Below are 16,983 nucleotides of genomic sequence, written 5' to 3'. Positions count from 1 at the left end.
AACTTATATATTCTCCTTTAATGTGTGCTCTAAAACACAACAAACTCTATGAATATCACTTACATTCAGGTTAGGATGTAAAGGTAAAGTTAGTTCTCTATCTGAAATTTCTTCAGCTATAGGACAATCACCTATTTTTGTTCCTTGTGTCTGTCTATATAGTGTAAATAAATGACATGGGGGATAGTGTACACTTGTTTGAATTCCTTCCTCTTTTAACTTACTAATAACGAGATCCCTATTTATATTTTCAGGCAATATTATAGGGAAAATATGGTGACTACTTTTTGAGACACTTACGGATTCAAAAGGTATTGTCACATCCTTTATTTGTCTTAGATTTATCCTATATTCTGAAGCTAGTGCTTCTCTTATTTTTTGATTGTCTTTGTACTTATATATCTGTTGAATCCCTATCGCAGATGCTAAATCTGTAGTCCTATAATTCATACCTACTTCCTTAACATCGTATGTTGTAGGTCTCCCTTTATGTTTTTCCCATGAGCTAACGCTCATAGAATGGGATCTAAATAAGCGTGCTCTCTCATGTAAGTTAGAGTCGGAAGTAACAAGCATTCCACCCTCACCTGTAGTTATGTTTTTTGTTGAAAAGAAACTAAAGCATCCTATGTCTCCAATGGTTCCTAAAAATCCCTTAGGAGTCTTTACAAATGGTCCATGTGCTACGTCTTCAACGACCTTTATTCCATAACTATGTGCTATCTGCATAATTCTATCCATATCTGCACTATAACCACCATAATGCACCACAATTATAGCTTTTGTTTTTGAAGTTATTTTTCTCTCTATTACTTCCGGATCTAAATTAAAATCATAGTGGCTTGTAGAATCTATAAAAACTGGTGTAGCCCCCACCATCTTTACTGCATTAGCTGACGCCACAAATGTCATTGAAGGTACTAAAACTTCGTCACCTGGCCCAATATCTAAAATTTTCATAGCTGTATGTAGAGCAGCCGTCCCACTATTTACAGCTAATCCTGGCAAACTAATATTTAAGTTTTCAGAAAATAGAACCTCGAATTTTTTAGTCTCTTCCCCCATAGATATCCATTGAGATTTTAATACTTTAGTTATAGCCGATATTTCTTCTTTACCAATTGTTAAATCATATAAAGGTATTTTCCAATCCATAATTTATACAACCCTATCTTTTTCTATTAAATTTTCTTTACTTAAATTCAATAATTGATTTTTATTTTTTTGAAAGAAATCGGTAGCTAAGTCTAACCCTCTTTTTGTCCCAATATCCATCCATACACCTTCATGAATATATGATTTAACTATTTTTTGTGATTTAATTAATTTTTTTAAAAATTCAGGTGCACCTATTTCTTCATCTTTATTTAAATAAAATATTGATTCAGGGTTTAGCATATAAATCCCTGAAGAAATTAGTAGATCGTGAGACGGCTTTTCAAGGTAATCGGTAATCTCACCAATAGAATTTCTTTCTACCACACCAAAATCAACATTTAATGAATGGTTATATAACATGACCGTACCAATTGCATTGGAATCAATATGTTCTTTATAAAATTTTCCAAAGTCCAAATCTGTTAATATATCTGCATTCATTAATAAAAAAGGCTCATTCAAATTTTCTATTAATGTTAGTGGTCCAATTGTTCCCATTTCTTTATCTTCAACTGTATAGTCAATATTTAACCCTAACTCTTTTCCATCTCCAAAATAAGTTTGAATTAAACGAGCCTTATAATTTAAAGTTAGAGTCACATGTGTAAATCCATGGTATTGAAGTTGTCTCAAAATAACTTCTAAGATTGGTATTTCATTCAAAGGAATAAGTGGTTTAGGGATGATTTTAGTATATGGGTGTAATCTAATCCCTTTCCCCCCTGCCATTATTACTGCTCTCATATGTTTCTACCTCCCTTTCAATAATTTTCTCATATAACACTTGAATATTTTCTGTTACCTTTTCCCATGAATATTGATTGATAACCTTCTGATACCCATTTTCCCCATACAACTGAGCGAGATACTTATTTTCTAATAAAAACTGTATATTCGCTGAGATAGATTGTATTTCCGTATTTGTTATCAGCCCATTTTCCCCATGGTTAACGATATTCTTAACACCTGGAAAGTTAGCTGAAACTACTGGCTTCTTACACAGCCATGCTTCTAGGAATGTCAATGGGAATACATCTGCAGTAGAAGGTAAACATAGTAAATTACAAGCTTGTAATGCAGAAAGTTTTTCTCTTTCTGAAACTTGACCTAAATCTAATATTGCTTTATTACCTTTATACCTTTCGAATATCAATTTAGATCCTTTATAATGAGGTCCAATGAAAATAAATTTACTATTAGGATGTTTCTTTATTATGTCACTACTTGCTTTCAATAAAAGATGATAGCCTTTTGATTTTATTTTTCTTCCAAGAAATAAAATTATTTGATCATCCATTGAAATATTATATTTTTCCCGAAAATCAAATATTTCTTCATCACTTATTACAGGAGCCTGGGAAATCCTAACAATATTATTGAGATATTTTGATCCCAATTCTTGTATAAGATTCTTTTCTTCGTACTCTGTTAAAGTAACTATATTTTTTGCAAGTCGACATATATTAAGCCCTTTCCTTCGATTTTCCCATAAGCGAATATCTGTTGCAGGAGTTACTACAACTGGAGCTTTATAACTTAACTTTTGAACAACATCACAAAACTCTTCATCTACTAAATCCACTAAATGTATTAAATCTGGTTCCAGTTTTTCTAAATAATCAATATAATCGTCAAGGGATGATGAACTAGGGATAAAAATCCTTGTTCCTAGTTCATCTCTTATTATTTTATATTTTTTATGCGCATCGCTTTTTTGTACCAATATTATATCTACCTCATTGTGTTTAGATAAAAATTTGGCAGTATAACTTGCCATGTTATCAGCACCTGATACCATTGGATAACTACTTCTAAACAACATCAATATTTTTTTTATATTCTTGTTTGTACCATTCATAAGTTCGGAACAATCCTTCTTCTAATGAGACTTTAGGCATATAGTTAATTATTCTTTTAAGTTCTTCTGTACTTGGGCATCTTCTCGCAGGTGAACCTGCTGGTGCTGGAAGATTTTCAATTTCCACATCATAATTAGCTATCTTAAATATTTTTTTACATAAATCTTTAATTTCGATTTCTTCTTCTGAGTTACCAACATGAACTATCTGACATTTTTCATCTTCTAGTAAAGCCACCTCATATGTTGCTTCCACTGCATCTGTAATAAAGCAAAACGCTCTTGTTTGTTCAGCACCATATAGTTTAAAAGGGGTTTCTTTACTGAAAATTCTTTCAATTAAAGCTGGAACTACATGGTCTTTTCCCATTCTTGGTCCATAAATATTATGATAGCGAACAATTTTCCCTGCAAAATTATATTTATTTGCGTAATGAATAGTTAATAATTCACCAGTAATCTTCGAACCCGCATAAGAATTTCTTGGTAAAGTTACATCACTAATTGCTACAGGTACGCCCTCGGATGTCGGGATTGGTATATCAAAACATTCTTTTGACCCATTATACGTTTCGCTAGATGAAGAAAAAACAAATGACTTAGGTGGATGCTTTGCACACCAATCTAAAACATTAATCGTGCTCAAAATATTGGTCCTTAATACTTTTTCAGGCATTTCATTCGCATATTTAACACCATTTATAGCAGCTAAATGAAATACATAGTCGAATGACTTATCCATTAGTAGATCATCTAAAGGTTTAGTTAGATCACCTTGTATAAAGTTAAATTTAGATTCATGCTTTCTAAATTCATCATCTTCTTTAATTCTAAAAAAGTTATCAATAACCGTTACATTATGTTCTTGGGATAGTAAATACTTTACTAAATGAAAACCTATAAAACCTGCTCCACCAGTTACCAAAATTTTAGCCATTAAATCCCACTCCTAAGTAATCACATTTTTTATTTGTCACATTTTTGAGAACCTCTTTATAAATACCCCATACATCATAAATAATTTTCTGTTTCTTCTCATGAGTATCAATTATATTATCTGAATATAATTGATACTGAGGGTGATTATTTAAAATAATCACAATATCTGTTTCTTTCATTCCAGCTTCGAATGTAACAGCCTTTAGTCCAAATTCCTCTTCAATTTTTTGAGCATCAATCACAAAATCATGTAACATGATTTCTTTAACTTTCTTTCCTTTTAAAAGGTTAAGGAGCTCCCATATTGCACTTCCTCTTAAATCATCTGTTTCAGGCCGTCCCTTGTATGCCAACCCTGAAACAAAAATTTTAGTGGTATTCCAATCCAACCCTTTACTCTCCAAAATATCATTTATTTGTAACATAATACCTTTAAGCAAATTCTCATTTGTATCTCTTGCTGCTTTTACTAAATGCGGCATATATCCTTTTTGCTTAGCAGAATAAATTAAGTGATAAGGGTCTTTAGTTAAACATGATCCCCCTACATAACCCGGAGTCGCAATATCTGGTCTAGGATAATTATGATTTGCAGCTTCTATCATCTCATGTATATCTATATTAAATTTTGTTGAAATATTGGACATCTCATTCCCAAAGCTATATAAAATATCTGTATGTGCATTGCACATTAACTTCAGCATCTCTGCTGTTTCAAACGATCGTACCCTGACTACTTCTACGCCTAGCTTCTCAAAAAGTCGTTTAGCTTGCTCAAAATGTTCATCATTGGATGTTCCAATAACCTGTGGTAAATTTAATAACTCTTCTAATGCTTTACCTTGAATTGTTCTTTCTGGTGCAAATACAACTTTAGGATTTTTAATTTTATTTTGAAGTATAGGTAAAACAAATTCCCTAGTGACACCAATTGGTAATGTACTTCGAATAACTATTAAAGTATCGGATGTCATTTTATCTTTTACAGCCTCAATAGCTTCCTTGAGATATCTTAAATCTGGCTTATTATCTCTTTGTGAGTACGGAGTACCTACACAAATAATTACACTCTTTAAATTATCCGGAATATATTGTTGAACTGTAAGTCTATTATTAATTTCCTCTTTTAATATACTTTCTATTCCAGGTTCAAATAGATGTATATCCCCTCTACTCAATTGATCCCTAACTTCTTTTTTCACCTCAATACCTACAACATTCTGTTTTTTAGCAAGAAATGCACTAGCTAGTGTAATACCAACATAACCTAATCCAATTATACAAATACTATCGTTTTGTTCTTTCTCTTCTACGTATCTCATTAGTATCTATCCCCTTCTATATATTTTTCCTTCCAACTTTTCGAAATTTCTTGTACAATTTTAATTTGGTGGGGTAACTTATATTCTGCTAATCTTCTTTCTAAAAATTCTTTAACACATTCAATAGTTAGATACTCACTTTGTGCTTGAACATAGGCAACAATTCTCTCTCCATATAATGTATCCACTTCTCCTAAAACCTTACAATCTGTAATATAAGGATGATTTACTAAAGCACGTTCAATTTCGGTTGGATTTATTTTTCTACCTCCAACATTTATAAATGTTTTTGCCCGTCCTTTTAAAAAAATCTCTCCATTTTTAACGTATCCATAGTCTCCTGTTTCGAATGTTCTGTTAATAACAAACGAATGCTCACCAACTTCAGTTAAATATCCATTAAAAACCGTATGACTTTGCACTTTTAAACAACCATTATTACTTGTTTCTACTTTAACGTGAGGTAATATGTAACCCACCGCATTTAAACTTGATTTTCTAACAGGATGTGTCGCTGCTATGGCACCTGTTTCTGTACTTCCATATACTTGTTGAATAGGCAGACCGAACTTTTGGAAAAATTCCCCCTTAACTATCTTATCTAGAGGACCTCCTGATGAAATTATTAATCTTAGCGTTTCTAAATCTATTTTTGTTATTTTTTGGGCTTGAGTAAGTATGTTATAAAATACAGGTACTCCAAATAAAATTGTAGATTTTGATGCATGAACTGCATTAATGACTTTTCTGGGGGTAGGGTTTTTACATAGATACAGAGTAGCTTGACTAAAAATTGAAGTTAAACATGCACCTATTAAACCGTATGAGTGAGTTAATGGAACGGTTGAAATTATAGTATCGGTATTTTTAATATCAAACCAATCTCGATAGCTTTCCGCACCTCTCCATAAACTATGGTAAGGAATCTTGGCAATTTTAGTAATACCACTTGTTCCAGAAGTAAGCATATATAAGGATTTACTTTCTGCTTCATAGTTATTATTTGGTCTTTTCAATTGTTCACTATAAACTTCCGAGTAAGTGTAAAAGCTGCTGGTTGATATAGATTCATAGTTATAGGTATCTGGTATAATCCATACACTTGTTTCTGTAATTTTTTTAACTCTTTCTATTTCAGAAACTGTACATTTACTATCCAATGGTAGTAAACTATATTCTTGCTCTATAATTGTTAACAATATCATCAATGATCGTAAAGAATGATCTACTACTAAACCAATTTTTTCTCCCTTTTTGAAATGCTTAAAGTTATTACTAATAACGTTCATTTCCTTTATTACCTTTGTAGGAGAATATATAAATTCTTCATTGATAACTGCTGCTTCTTTTTTTAACGCTATTTGTTTTTTTAACAAAGTTTTAATATAACCCACATTTATCAAACCCTCTTAGTTATACGTAGTTAATGTAGTGGAATACAGAACCAATTCCATGAATTTCTAAAAACCTGCTATTTATACCTGCTTCTTCAATTAATCCATATGCGCCAGTTGTAGGAACTAACTTATCTACAATTTCTTGTTGACTCTCTATAAGAAATATTATTGATCTAACACATTCTTTCATGGTAATTAATTTCTTATCTAATTTCTTTGCTAGTTCTATTAATAATAATTTATTGGTTGTATACTCTGTAAAACTATCTGCTAATGTTTGGCCCACTAATTGATGTTTATGAATAGGTACATCAAAAGCAACGCGTTTTTTCGAGTAGTCAATACAAATTTCTAGTACTTGCTTTAAAGATAATAATTGTAACACTGGTATAAGGAAATAATTTATTCTTTGGTAAAGTATTGATTCATTATCTATTTCTAATTCCTTTAATATTCTCGCATATTTCAGATTGATCTCTATTACCACAATTTGATAATGAGTCAATTCAAGTCGCTGCGTAATGTAACTAGACTCTATTTCATAAATTAAATTCTGGTGTATAAATTTTACACTTTGTTCAAGATTAGCATTCTTTTCTACTATACTTATATACCGATGTCTATTTACACCTGTTGAAAATAAAAAATTAACATTCTCTATTTGAGTTAAATCATACCCAACTTCATGTACCATTTTAATAATCTGCTCAACATCAGTAGTATTTCTATTACAAAAATACTCAATCATTTGAACCATATTAGATTTATTTTTATTCATTATCATTAAACTCACCTCCTTGATTAAAACAGATTATGTTCTTTGAGCCATTCATCATTAAAAATTGTGTCTAAATATTTGGTCCCATTATCAGGACAAACTGCTAAAACTCCACATGATTCTTTTAATTGATCGGCAATTTTGATAGCAGCATATACTACAGCTCCCGAAGATCCTCCTAATAATAAACCTTCTTTAGTAGCTAAATCCCTTGTTGTTTTAAAGGCATTATAGTCATTAACCTTTTCATGATTATCTACATGTACTGTATTAAATATTTTAGGCTTAAAATAATTTCCAGGACCTTGTTGTAAATATGGGCCTTTTTCCCCACCAAATAAAGTAGATCCAACTGGCTCCACCCCATATATTAGCAAATCTGGCCTTTTATCTTTGATACCTTTAGAGACACCCGTTATTGTTCCACCTGTGCCAACACTAATAACTATCGCTTTAATATCTTGATTAATTTGTTTTAATATTTCTTCTGCAGTATGTATTTCATGAGCATGAGGATTCATCACATTATCATATTGACTCAAATTAATATAATCTTTATTATCTGCAATTAAATTACGAATGTATTTTATACGATATTCTGTTAAATCTGCATTTTTCAAATTTATGGTTCCTTCCACCATCTCTACCTCTGCACCATATGCTTTAAGTAAGTTAAGCTTTTCTCTCGGGATATTTTCATCTGCTACACATATAACTCTGTAACCTTTTTTCTTCCCATATAAAGCTAGCGCTATGCCAGTATTACCCGAAGTGGATTCGACAATAGTCATCCCTGCCCTCAATCTGCCCGAATCCTCCGCATCTTTCAGCATTTCTATAACAGGTCGATCCTTGACACTCTTACCAGGGTTAAAGCTTTCAAGCTTTAAAAATACATTCTGATATTTAGCCATTCTATTTAGTTGTACAATTGGGGTATCGCCACATAAATCAAATACAGATCTTACATAATCCATTGTTAGCTTCCTTTCATTGCTAATAAGCTAGATTTTCAATATTTACTTTCCGATCACTTTTTGAACAAAATACATCCAATAAACCATCCAAATATCTATCGCCATTATCAGGAAATATTACTACTATATTTTTTTTACCTTTTATATTTCCCTTTAACTTAAGTGCTGTAAAAAGTGCCGCTCCTGAAGATGGACCAACAAGAAGACTTTCATTTTTAATAATCTGCTCACACATTTGAACACTCTCATCGTCATTCACATGAAATACTTCATCTATAAGTTCTCTTTTTAAATTAGGAGGTGTTACATTCCCACCAATTCCCGTCATCCTACGAGCAGAAGGACAGCCACCAAAAATAGTTGATCCTTTTGCATCAACCGCTATAATTTTTGTTTTTTTCATATGCTTTTTAACAAATAAACCACAACCTGTTACTAATCCTGCGGAGCTAACAGGTATTACTAAGTAATCAATATCTTCTCCTAACGCATTATAGATTTCAAAAGCTGTTCCTTTATAATGTGCCTCTGGATTCCCCTTATTGTCATATTGATTCGGCCAGTAAGCATCTTCATATACTTCTAATAATTCCTTTACCCTATCAATCCTTGCTTGTTGATAGCCACCATAGTTATCTGGTCGAGAGACCATATCTATTGTTGCTCCATACGCTCGCATAATCTTTAAGTTAGTCGTACTAATTCTAGGATCGACTACACAATGTACCTGATATCCCTTAACTGCACCAATCATAGCTAGAGCAATTCCTAAGTTCCCTGAGCTTGACTCAATAATTCTTCCACCCGGCTTTAATATACCTTTTTTTTCAGCAATATTAATCATATTTAATCCTGGACGATCTTTCATACTTCCCCCAGGGTTAAACCCTTCTATCTTCGCAAAAATTCTCACATCATTATCAGAAAATGCTTCTAATAACATTAATGGTGTACTACCTACCAAGTCTAGTATTGAATTGTTAACTTTATAATTTTTCATCTTTTTCTTCTCCATATTTTTTATTCCTTAAATAAAAGAATACAAATTGATTAAAAGTAATGACATAAATACACAGTTAATTTTGCGTTATTTACAGAAAAAACATTAAAGTGTGAATTTTTTATTAAATAAAAAATCCTTAGTAGTAGGCCTAAGGATTTTTCGGAGAAATTAAAGTGTTTAACATAATCAATGTAAAAATTTATAGTAAGAGCTTAGTGGGGAAAAGTAGGCACTATACATGGAAATAATTTAACCTTTTCATAATGCATATTAATAAAATAAATTAAGTATGGTTCACATAGCTTTAACTACTAAAGTAAAAAAGAAGGCATTTTAAACATTTCTATATGTCTGTTATTACTGAAACAATTAAATAACTTTAATCACCAGAACTTTTGATATTCCATCTCGCATATTTATCACCTCCTTTATACAGTTATAATCATATATATACTTGTACTGTCCCATCAATTTAGAGTTCTTAACATGTTAATACCATGTTAAGAACTACTAACATATTCCTTTTAAAGTTTTTTCATAAACCATATCCAAATAACATTTAAGTATTAATACATAGTTATAATAGGTTTAATGAACATATAAAATAAAACCACTCAGAAATACTAGTAAAGTAAGTCTAAATGGCTCTACCTAAAAAATTAGAACAATATTACGCGTTTACGCCTCCAACAAGAACTTTTGGGTTTGTCATATTAACCACCTCCTTTATATACTTATTTTCTTATTTCATAGTTATCATCTCATATACACTTGTACTGTCCCATTACTTTAAAATCATTAACATGTTAACGTCATGTTAATGACTTCCTGTACCTTCCTTCTGATCTTCTTCAGAAGATACATCTAAAAAACATTAGTAAATTAATATAAAATAATGATTTCTTATATAAAAAAATAGAACCACCCAGAAGTACTAAAAAAGTACATCTGAATAGTTCTACCCAAAAAATTAGAACAATATTACGCGTTTACGCCTCCAACAAGAACTTTTGGGTTTGTCATATTAATCACCTCCTTTATATACTTATTTTCTTATTTCATAGTTATCATCTCATATACACTTGTACTGTTCCATTACTTTAAAATCATTAACATGTTAACGTCATGTTAATGACTTCTAGTGCCTTCCTTATGACTTTTTTATACAATACGTCTAAAAAATATTTGTACATTAATATAAAATAATGATTTCTTATATAAAAAAATAGAACCATCCAGAAGTACTAAAAAAGTACATCTGAATAGTTCTACCTGAAAAATTAGAACAATATTAAATCTTTACGCCACCAACAAACATTTTTGTATTTGAATCTGTCATGTCTTTCCCTCCTCTCATAATATATTGCCGCTTGGCATATTTATAATATAATAATCTACTCTTATCATTCCATTATTTAATAGTAATTTTGTTGTTAACAGTACGTTAAAGAACCATCCCATATTGTTTATTTTCATATAATTCCCTTAATACTTGCTCTATTTCAGGTGTTTCAATTTCTATTTTAATTAACCTGAATTGTTTAGATAATTCATTAATAATCTTTGGTACTTCTTCATGATCACTAAATTCAAAGTACATTTTATTATCTTCTTTTTTTAGAGGAATCAAAGATGGTATCTTATTCATGTCTTCTAGCGCAATTTCCACAATTAACGTATCTTTTTTTGTGGTCATTTTCTTTAAATTATTTTTTGCACCATCAAACATAATCTTTCCTTGATCAATAAGAACAATTCTATCACATAATTTTTCAATATCGTCCATGTTATGAGATGTTATTAATACCGTTGTTTTTTCTTCTTTATTTAAAAATTTAAGAAACTCCTGTATCTTATTTTTAGCCAAAACATCTAAGCCAATAGTTGGTTCATCTAAAAATAAAATTGGTGGTGAATGTAGTAGTGTAGCAACCATTTCTCCTCTCATTCTCTGCCCTAAAGATAATTGTCGGACTGGTCGATTTATAAATTCCTCCATATCTAATATTTCAATAAAGTTATCTAATCTTTTTTTATATACCTTAGAATCAACTTTATATATCGCTTTTAATAGTTCAAAGGAATCTTTTAATTTTAGATCCCACCATAACTGTGTTCTCTGTCCATATAGAACGCCAATATCTTTAGCATTTTCTTTACGATACTTCCCTGGTTCCCTACCCAGAACTTTTAACTCTCCTGAAGTAGGTGTTAAAACTCCTGAAAGCATTTTTATTGTTGTAGATTTCCCTGCCCCATTGGGTCCTAAATACCCTACCATTTCACCTTCAGCAATGTCCATATTTATATTATCTACAACCTTTTTCTTAGTTCCTTTCCTTCCTAAAATTTGATTCAACATAAAGAAAGAACCATTTTCTTTAGAATATACTGTAAATTCTCTCGATAAATTTTTTGCTTCAATAATCAATACAGACACCCCCGAAATTTTTTTAAAATTAAGAACCGGCTCCCGAATAAAACTTAATAGACACGTGCCAAATAATATAACTTAAAATAGATAAAATAAGTGAGACTGCCAAACAGATCAAAATAAGATTTTCATTTAATAAATAAGAACCTTTTCCTAATAAACCGGCACTTGGATAGAAGCCTATAAACCCAATAGGAAGTATAAAAGTTAAGAAAAATTGTACCCATTTCGGAAAAATTGTGACTGGATAGTTATCAACATTCGTATAGATATTGTCTAACATTTGAAACAATCCTCCACTTTGTAAAGTAATAAAGGCTGTTGATCCTATTATTAAATGGATAGATATAGAAACTATAGTTCCACAAATAATTAGTAACACGGTATATAAAATTGATACAGCACTCCATCCACTAATATGGACACCTGCGTAAATTAACGCACTTACTGCATAAATTACTGTTCCTAAACTGTTAATATTAATTTGCTTACTTGCAAACTGTAAAAGTGCGTTCATTGGTCGGACAAGGATTCTATCAAACTCCGCATTTCTTACATAATGATCAATGTCCATAATGTGTATAAATAATAGTAAGCCCAACGAATAGGAAAGCATGTTAAAAGACGAAATGAATAAAATTTCGTAAAAATTCCATCCGGCTATACTTGGAAAGTTTCTTGTTAGTACCCATATAAATAGGGTAGAAAATATTCCGAAACATGTAACACAAATAATGCCTAAGAAAAAATTAAATGGATATGCCATTCTAGAACGAATATTAGCTTTCTGCATTTTTAAATAAAGTCTTAAGTATTCCATATACTTCTCTCCTTTCTTAACCACCAGCAACTACAAGCACTCTTTGAAAATATCTAACAACTAAACGGATGATTATTATTAAGCCAACAGCCCACATTATTTGAAAAGCCAATAAACCTAAAACATTCTGAAAATTAACTTGCCCTGTTATAATAGATAATGGAATATCGTACATTCCTCTAAAAGGTAGAAATTGAGCGATTTTTTGCAAAAACTCTGGGAAAAACCACAGTGGTATTAATTGTCCGGATAAAAACGAAGTAGCTAATCCTATAACAATCTCAAATCCCCAAACTTCTACAAAAACAAATGCAAGAAGAGAAATAAAAAACTGAACACAAAAATTTATTATAATACCAGCAAAAATACTAAATAAAAAAGCACACCACATTATCCATGAGCTACTAATACTAATTGGGAAAATAAACACGGTAATAACTCCAATAGGAATAACAACCGTCATAATATTCGCAAGAATCAGTCCGAACGAACGCGAAAGCATTGCAAACTCAAAATTCCATGGACGTTGAAATTCTTGTGCTATTTGTCCATTTTGAATTTTTTGACTTACTTCCCATACAATTGTAGGAGTATATAGGGATTGTAGTACAATTGAGATTGTCATATATGTTAACATTACGTCTAAAGTAACATTAACCCCATTCGCTGGGGGATTCTCATATAAGACGGTCCAAACCTGCCTTACAGCAAACACGGCTATAAGCGTTGCTATAATCTTTGTTAATACATTAAACTTGTATACTGTTGCACTCTTAAAGGTAGTTCGCATCAATTTACTGTACATATATTCGCCTCCATTCCTTATTTGAACAACTTAATCGTAACATTTAATAGTGACAATTTTTGTCATGTATAAAAGAAAAATTTTTAAAAAGGATGAAAACTGATGAGCAAGATAAATAGACTTTTTAATATATTGCTGCAAATCAACACAAAAAATAAATTTACTGTGCAAGAGCTTGCAGATGAATTTAATGTATCTAAACGTACGATTCTACGGGATTTAGAAGAATTATCTACCCTTGGAATTCCACTTTATTCTGAACGAGGTCCTCATGGGGGGTATCGTTTAATAAATAAAAATGGCTTATTACCCCCCATTACATTCTCTGAAAATGAAGCAATCTCCTTGTTTTTCGCTTGTCAATCTTTACAATATTATGATTCCATACCATTTGAACATGAATCTAAATCCGCTCTAAATAAATTTTATAATTATCTTCCACAAGAACTAAAAAAGAAAATTGATTCAATGAGTGAAAGGGTGCTCTTTATCACTCCAACAAGACAGGAAAAGACCCCTCTTTTAAAAAATATAATGGATGCTGCTATTGATCAAGAAGTGATACAAATTGAGTATGAATCAAAAAGAGGCTTCTCAAAACGAATTATACAGCCCATAGGTATTTATTCGTCTAATGGGTATTGGTATATGCCCGCATATTGCTTTAATAGGCAACAAAATAGACTGTTTCGAATAGATAGAATAAGGATGCTAGAAGTTAAAAATAACTTCCCGCAAAAGAAAGATTTTTCTAATTTAACTTTAAATACATGGTTTGAAAAAACAGAAGAAAAACCCAAAGAACTTATAAAATTATATGTAATTTTAACAAGAGAAGGTATTCTTAAATGTGATTTTAACATCTGGTTACGTGAAAAAATTAAAATACTTGATGATGGAACAGGTCTAATTGATACATACCTAAATAAAAATGAAATTGGATATATGAGTGAGTTTTTTTTAGGTTTGGGAGATGACGTTGAAGTTAAACATCCTATAGAAATAGTTACACTAATCAAAGAAAAGGCTTCAGCTATATTAAATAAATATGCGTAAAGTATATACAAGGATATTCTAACATTCCATCAGTTTTGTTAGTCATAAATTTTAATATATATTCCAATTCAATTAGAATTAAGATACTTTTATAAAGACATAATTTTCAAAAAACATAGAGACAAACCTTAAACAAGCCTCTAAAAAACTTTTGCTTAAAGGGATTTCATTTACACTGTTTCACTTAATCGGTATAATGAACAATTGAAATTTTTCATTATACCGATTAAAAACTTTATCAATTCGTGAGTGGGATTACCCTACTTGTGGCGCACATCACGATAGAGATTGAAATGCAGCGCTCAATCTTAGAAACCAAGCAATTCGTCTCTTAACCGTAGGAACTACGGGATCGCCTAATGAATTAGAAACCGTTAGGTTTCCGTACTTAGGAATCTCCCACTTCAAACAGTTCGTGAGGATGTTAAGTGGTGAGTAGTTCAATAAAATAGATATTCTTTCTTTACATTTTTTCAATAATAATTTGTCTATTGTACCAGTGACTTAATTTGTCTCTAGCATTTTCAGAAAGACGCTTTGTTTTTCGATTATAGAATCTGGAAAGAGTAGGTTGCGAAATATCTATTTCTTCCGAAAGTTCTCTCATTTTTATGTTCTTTTTAGTATGAAAAAAAACTAGTTTCTCTCGAATCAATTTTTCATTCTCATCTGTATTCAAAGGTTTACTATTTATTTTTACAATTTGATTTTCCCCTTGTATTACATCTATATTTTTTCTTGTTTTCATTTTCCCCACAGAATTAATTAATTCTTCTGGTGGTAAAATCACTATTCCTAACTGTGAATAATAATTTTCAAACCAATACTTCTTTGTAAACTGTGTCTCATCTAAATCTTTAGTGTACGCCCAATGTGAAATAACTTTTTCTTTTTCTAAATCTATTAACACATTTTCTAATTGCTCACGAATACGGTGTGGACGCCCCTTAGCTATATTAATCCCTATAACAGATAATAGTCCTTTTTCTCCACCAATCGAATATGGTCTTTTTAAATTACTGTACTGTTGTCGAATTCTCCACTGCCAAGATAAGTAGCGAATGAGTCGCTTATGGAATTTGTGGCGATAACTATTATACTCCAATGCTTTTTTAGATAATAACGCTGTTGTGCTACTAGATTCGTATAAATACATCGATAAAAAGCTACCTGGCTTTATTCTACAAGATTCAATACCTACGTAATCATTGGTATTTTTATCTCTCCAAAGAACTACAGAATCTAAAACGAAAAGTCTTTTAATTATTTCACGTTTCATTTCAAATTGCTTACCAGTTTCTGCACGATCATTTAAAACCACGACCTCATTGTCATCATTTAAATAAATAAAGATACTCGCCAAGGCAGCTATCCGTTGTGCAATTTTAATTTTATCTTCTGCACGATAATACTCTATACCGTTTGCTGTTGCTTTTGGCATATTACACATATCTAGTACATTTTCATAGCTGAAATCAATAAAATCGTCTGGAGATTTTGCTTGATTCAACCACTGTATTGTAATTGTATCTAAACAGTCTGCGGTAAGATCGTCCATATTACTCATTACACCATCAATTAATGTATTCCATCGAGCTGCTTCTTCAATGTTCGCTAACCTTAAATCTTCATCTTTGTGAGAAGAGAGTTTTGCTACTCCATTACTATCTTTCGTTTCAATTAGACACGACTGTAATTTTGTATTTTCATCTTCTTCAAATTGATTCTTTGCTATTCCATCCCTTAACTTATAATAAACTGCAGAGTTATTCACTTCAAGGTAGTTTTCAAGCACGTTTTTGTGAGTAGATTCAAATAAAATTTTAGGTATTATATTATTAACTTTGTTGTCTTTCGGAAATTCTTGTTCAACAAATCTACCAATAGTTTCGTTGATTTCAATTTTATATTTCTCTATACTTGTGAATATTTGCAAAGAAGAGAGGCCACTTCCTTGCTTTTGTTCAAGCCACTTCACAAGCATTGAAAATGAAGGAGAATAATAAAACGAGGTTACAATCTTACTATTATTTTCTTTAACTTCTTCATAATAAGAATTCCATTTTTGCCACAACTCCGCATTATTTTTATAGAGCGGCTCTGATATCAATATTGCATCTCGAAATAATTGTAGAACATTCTCCATGTATACCCTCCTTCATTGTAAATTTTAGTCGAGGATTAATAAAAGTGAAATTTTAATTGCTACATGAACTCCCCTCCTAACAAAATTTGAGGATTTATTAGATGATTTTTAAATTATAGATTTATAATCTTGGAAAATCACCTTTTTTTATCATAGATGTTTACATATATTGATAGCGATCTCTGACATTGATTATATAAAACCAAATTAATTTTTAACATAAAATTAGCGTTAAATAAACATACTGTCGTAATATCAAATGATTTTCAACATATTTAAAGTAAAAGCCC

14 protein-coding genes and 1 pseudogene are annotated in these 16,983 nt (G+C 30.9%); 2 read left to right on the top strand and 13 right to left on the bottom strand.

All coding sequences use genetic code 11. The features are described from left to right. Positions 1-3: 3 nt before the first annotated feature. The 12 genes from QCI77_RS28610 to QCI77_RS28555 form a co-directional block, all read right to left on the bottom strand. Positions 4-1,155 carry a DegT/DnrJ/EryC1/StrS family aminotransferase gene (locus tag QCI77_RS28610; protein ID WP_353825915.1) on the bottom strand — a complete coding sequence of 384 codons (1,152 nt, stop codon included), beginning with the start codon at positions 1,153-1,155 and terminating at the stop codon, positions 4-6. 3 nt (positions 1,156-1,158) lie between these two features. Continuing rightward, a complete protein-coding gene (locus tag QCI77_RS28605; RefSeq protein ID WP_088031216.1) occupies positions 1,159-1,902 on the bottom strand; it encodes a sugar phosphate nucleotidyltransferase in 744 nt (247 codons plus the stop codon). Next, entirely contained in the window at positions 1,865-2,956 is a 1,092-nt protein-coding gene (locus tag QCI77_RS28600) for a glycosyltransferase family 4 protein (protein WP_353825914.1), read from the bottom strand. Before QCI77_RS28600 ends, QCI77_RS28605 begins: the two co-directional genes overlap by 38 nt. 13 nt (positions 2,957-2,969) lie before the next feature. Continuing rightward, positions 2,970-3,953 (bottom strand): NAD-dependent epimerase/dehydratase family protein, encoded by a 984-nt coding sequence (locus QCI77_RS28595; RefSeq protein ID WP_149191284.1) that lies wholly within the window; start codon positions 3,951-3,953, stop codon positions 2,970-2,972. Continuing rightward, entirely contained in the window at positions 3,946-5,277 is a 1,332-nt protein-coding gene (locus QCI77_RS28590) for a nucleotide sugar dehydrogenase (protein WP_353825912.1), read from the bottom strand. Before QCI77_RS28590 ends, QCI77_RS28595 begins: the two co-directional genes overlap by 8 nt. Then, positions 5,277-6,671, bottom strand: coding sequence for a class I adenylate-forming enzyme family protein (locus QCI77_RS28585; RefSeq protein WP_353825911.1), 1,395 nt, complete (start codon positions 6,669-6,671; stop codon positions 5,277-5,279). Before QCI77_RS28585 ends, QCI77_RS28590 begins: the two co-directional genes overlap by 1 nt. A gap of 19 nt (positions 6,672-6,690) precedes the next feature. After that, positions 6,691-7,458, bottom strand: coding sequence for an acyl-CoA dehydrogenase family protein (locus QCI77_RS28580; protein WP_149191287.1), 768 nt, complete (start codon positions 7,456-7,458; stop codon positions 6,691-6,693). Between the two features lie 17 nt (positions 7,459-7,475). Next, a complete protein-coding gene (locus tag QCI77_RS28575; protein WP_353825910.1) occupies positions 7,476-8,429 on the bottom strand; it encodes a PLP-dependent cysteine synthase family protein in 954 nt (317 codons plus the stop codon). Positions 8,430-8,448: 19 nt separating this feature from the next. Further along, entirely contained in the window at positions 8,449-9,429 is a 981-nt protein-coding gene (gene sbnA, locus QCI77_RS28570; RefSeq protein ID WP_353825909.1) for a 2,3-diaminopropionate biosynthesis protein SbnA, read from the bottom strand. A gap of 1,447 nt (positions 9,430-10,876) precedes the next feature. Then, positions 10,877-11,872 (bottom strand): ABC transporter ATP-binding protein, encoded by a 996-nt coding sequence (locus QCI77_RS28565; protein WP_240381037.1) that lies wholly within the window; start codon positions 11,870-11,872, stop codon positions 10,877-10,879. 19 nt (positions 11,873-11,891) lie between these two features. After that, positions 11,892-12,632 (bottom strand): ABC transporter permease, encoded by a 741-nt coding sequence (locus QCI77_RS28560; RefSeq protein WP_353826042.1) that lies wholly within the window; start codon positions 12,630-12,632, stop codon positions 11,892-11,894. Positions 12,633-12,702: 70 nt separating this feature from the next. Continuing rightward, on the bottom strand, positions 12,703-13,491 hold the full coding sequence (locus QCI77_RS28555) for an ABC transporter permease (protein ID WP_201050416.1): 789 nt from the start codon (positions 13,489-13,491) through the stop codon (positions 12,703-12,705). Between the two features lie 102 nt (positions 13,492-13,593). Between QCI77_RS28555 and QCI77_RS28550 the strand changes: the two genes are divergently transcribed. Beyond that, the gene (locus tag QCI77_RS28550) at positions 13,594-14,547 is read left to right on the top strand and encodes a helix-turn-helix transcriptional regulator (protein WP_193648228.1); all 954 of its coding nucleotides are present in this window, start codon (positions 13,594-13,596) and stop codon (positions 14,545-14,547) included. Between the two features lie 226 nt (positions 14,548-14,773). Beyond that, a pseudogene (locus QCI77_RS28545) lies at positions 14,774-14,899 on the top strand (zinc ribbon domain-containing protein); the annotation flags it as partial. Positions 14,900-15,010: 111 nt separating this feature from the next. Here QCI77_RS28545 and QCI77_RS28540 read toward each other — a convergent pair. Beyond that, positions 15,011-16,693, bottom strand: coding sequence for a helix-turn-helix domain-containing protein (locus QCI77_RS28540; RefSeq protein WP_193648229.1), 1,683 nt, complete (start codon positions 16,691-16,693; stop codon positions 15,011-15,013). Between the last annotated feature and the right edge of the window lie 290 nt (positions 16,694-16,983).

It is taken from the genome of Bacillus cereus group sp. MG9 (genome assembly GCF_040459995.1).
Taxonomy (GTDB): domain Bacteria; phylum Bacillota; class Bacilli; order Bacillales; family Bacillaceae_G; genus Bacillus_A; species Bacillus_A mycoides.
This window is presented reverse-complemented; position numbering and strand designations above follow the sequence as displayed.

Excerpts from the sequence above, each read along its gene's own strand:
- QCI77_RS28610 (WP_353825915.1), bottom strand. The coding sequence starts at position 1,155 with ATGGATTGGAAAATACCTTTATATGATTTAACAATTGGTAAAGAAGAA.
- QCI77_RS28605 (WP_088031216.1), bottom strand. The coding sequence starts at position 1,902 with ATGAGAGCAGTAATAATGGCAGGGGGGAAAGGGATTAGATTACACCCA.
- QCI77_RS28600 (WP_353825914.1), bottom strand. The coding sequence starts at position 2,956 with ATGGTATCAGGTGCTGATAACATGGCAAGTTATACTGCCAAATTTTTA.
- QCI77_RS28595 (WP_149191284.1), bottom strand. The coding sequence starts at position 3,953 with ATGGCTAAAATTTTGGTAACTGGTGGAGCAGGTTTTATAGGTTTTCAT.
- QCI77_RS28590 (WP_353825912.1), bottom strand. The coding sequence starts at position 5,277 with ATGAGATACGTAGAAGAGAAAGAACAAAACGATAGTATTTGTATAATT.
- QCI77_RS28580 (WP_149191287.1), bottom strand. The coding sequence starts at position 7,458 with ATGATAATGAATAAAAATAAATCTAATATGGTTCAAATGATTGAGTAT.
- QCI77_RS28575 (WP_353825910.1), bottom strand. The coding sequence starts at position 8,429 with ATGGATTATGTAAGATCTGTATTTGATTTATGTGGCGATACCCCAATT.
- sbnA (WP_353825909.1), bottom strand. The coding sequence starts at position 9,429 with ATGAAAAATTATAAAGTTAACAATTCAATACTAGACTTGGTAGGTAGT.
- QCI77_RS28560 (WP_353826042.1), bottom strand. The coding sequence starts at position 12,632 with ATGGCATATCCATTTAATTTTTTCTTAGGCATTATTTGTGTTACATGT.
- QCI77_RS28555 (WP_201050416.1), bottom strand. The coding sequence starts at position 13,491 with ATGTACAGTAAATTGATGCGAACTACCTTTAAGAGTGCAACAGTATAC.
- QCI77_RS28550 (WP_193648228.1), top strand. The coding sequence starts at position 13,594 with ATGAGCAAGATAAATAGACTTTTTAATATATTGCTGCAAATCAACACA.
- QCI77_RS28540 (WP_193648229.1), bottom strand. The coding sequence starts at position 16,693 with ATGGAGAATGTTCTACAATTATTTCGAGATGCAATATTGATATCAGAG.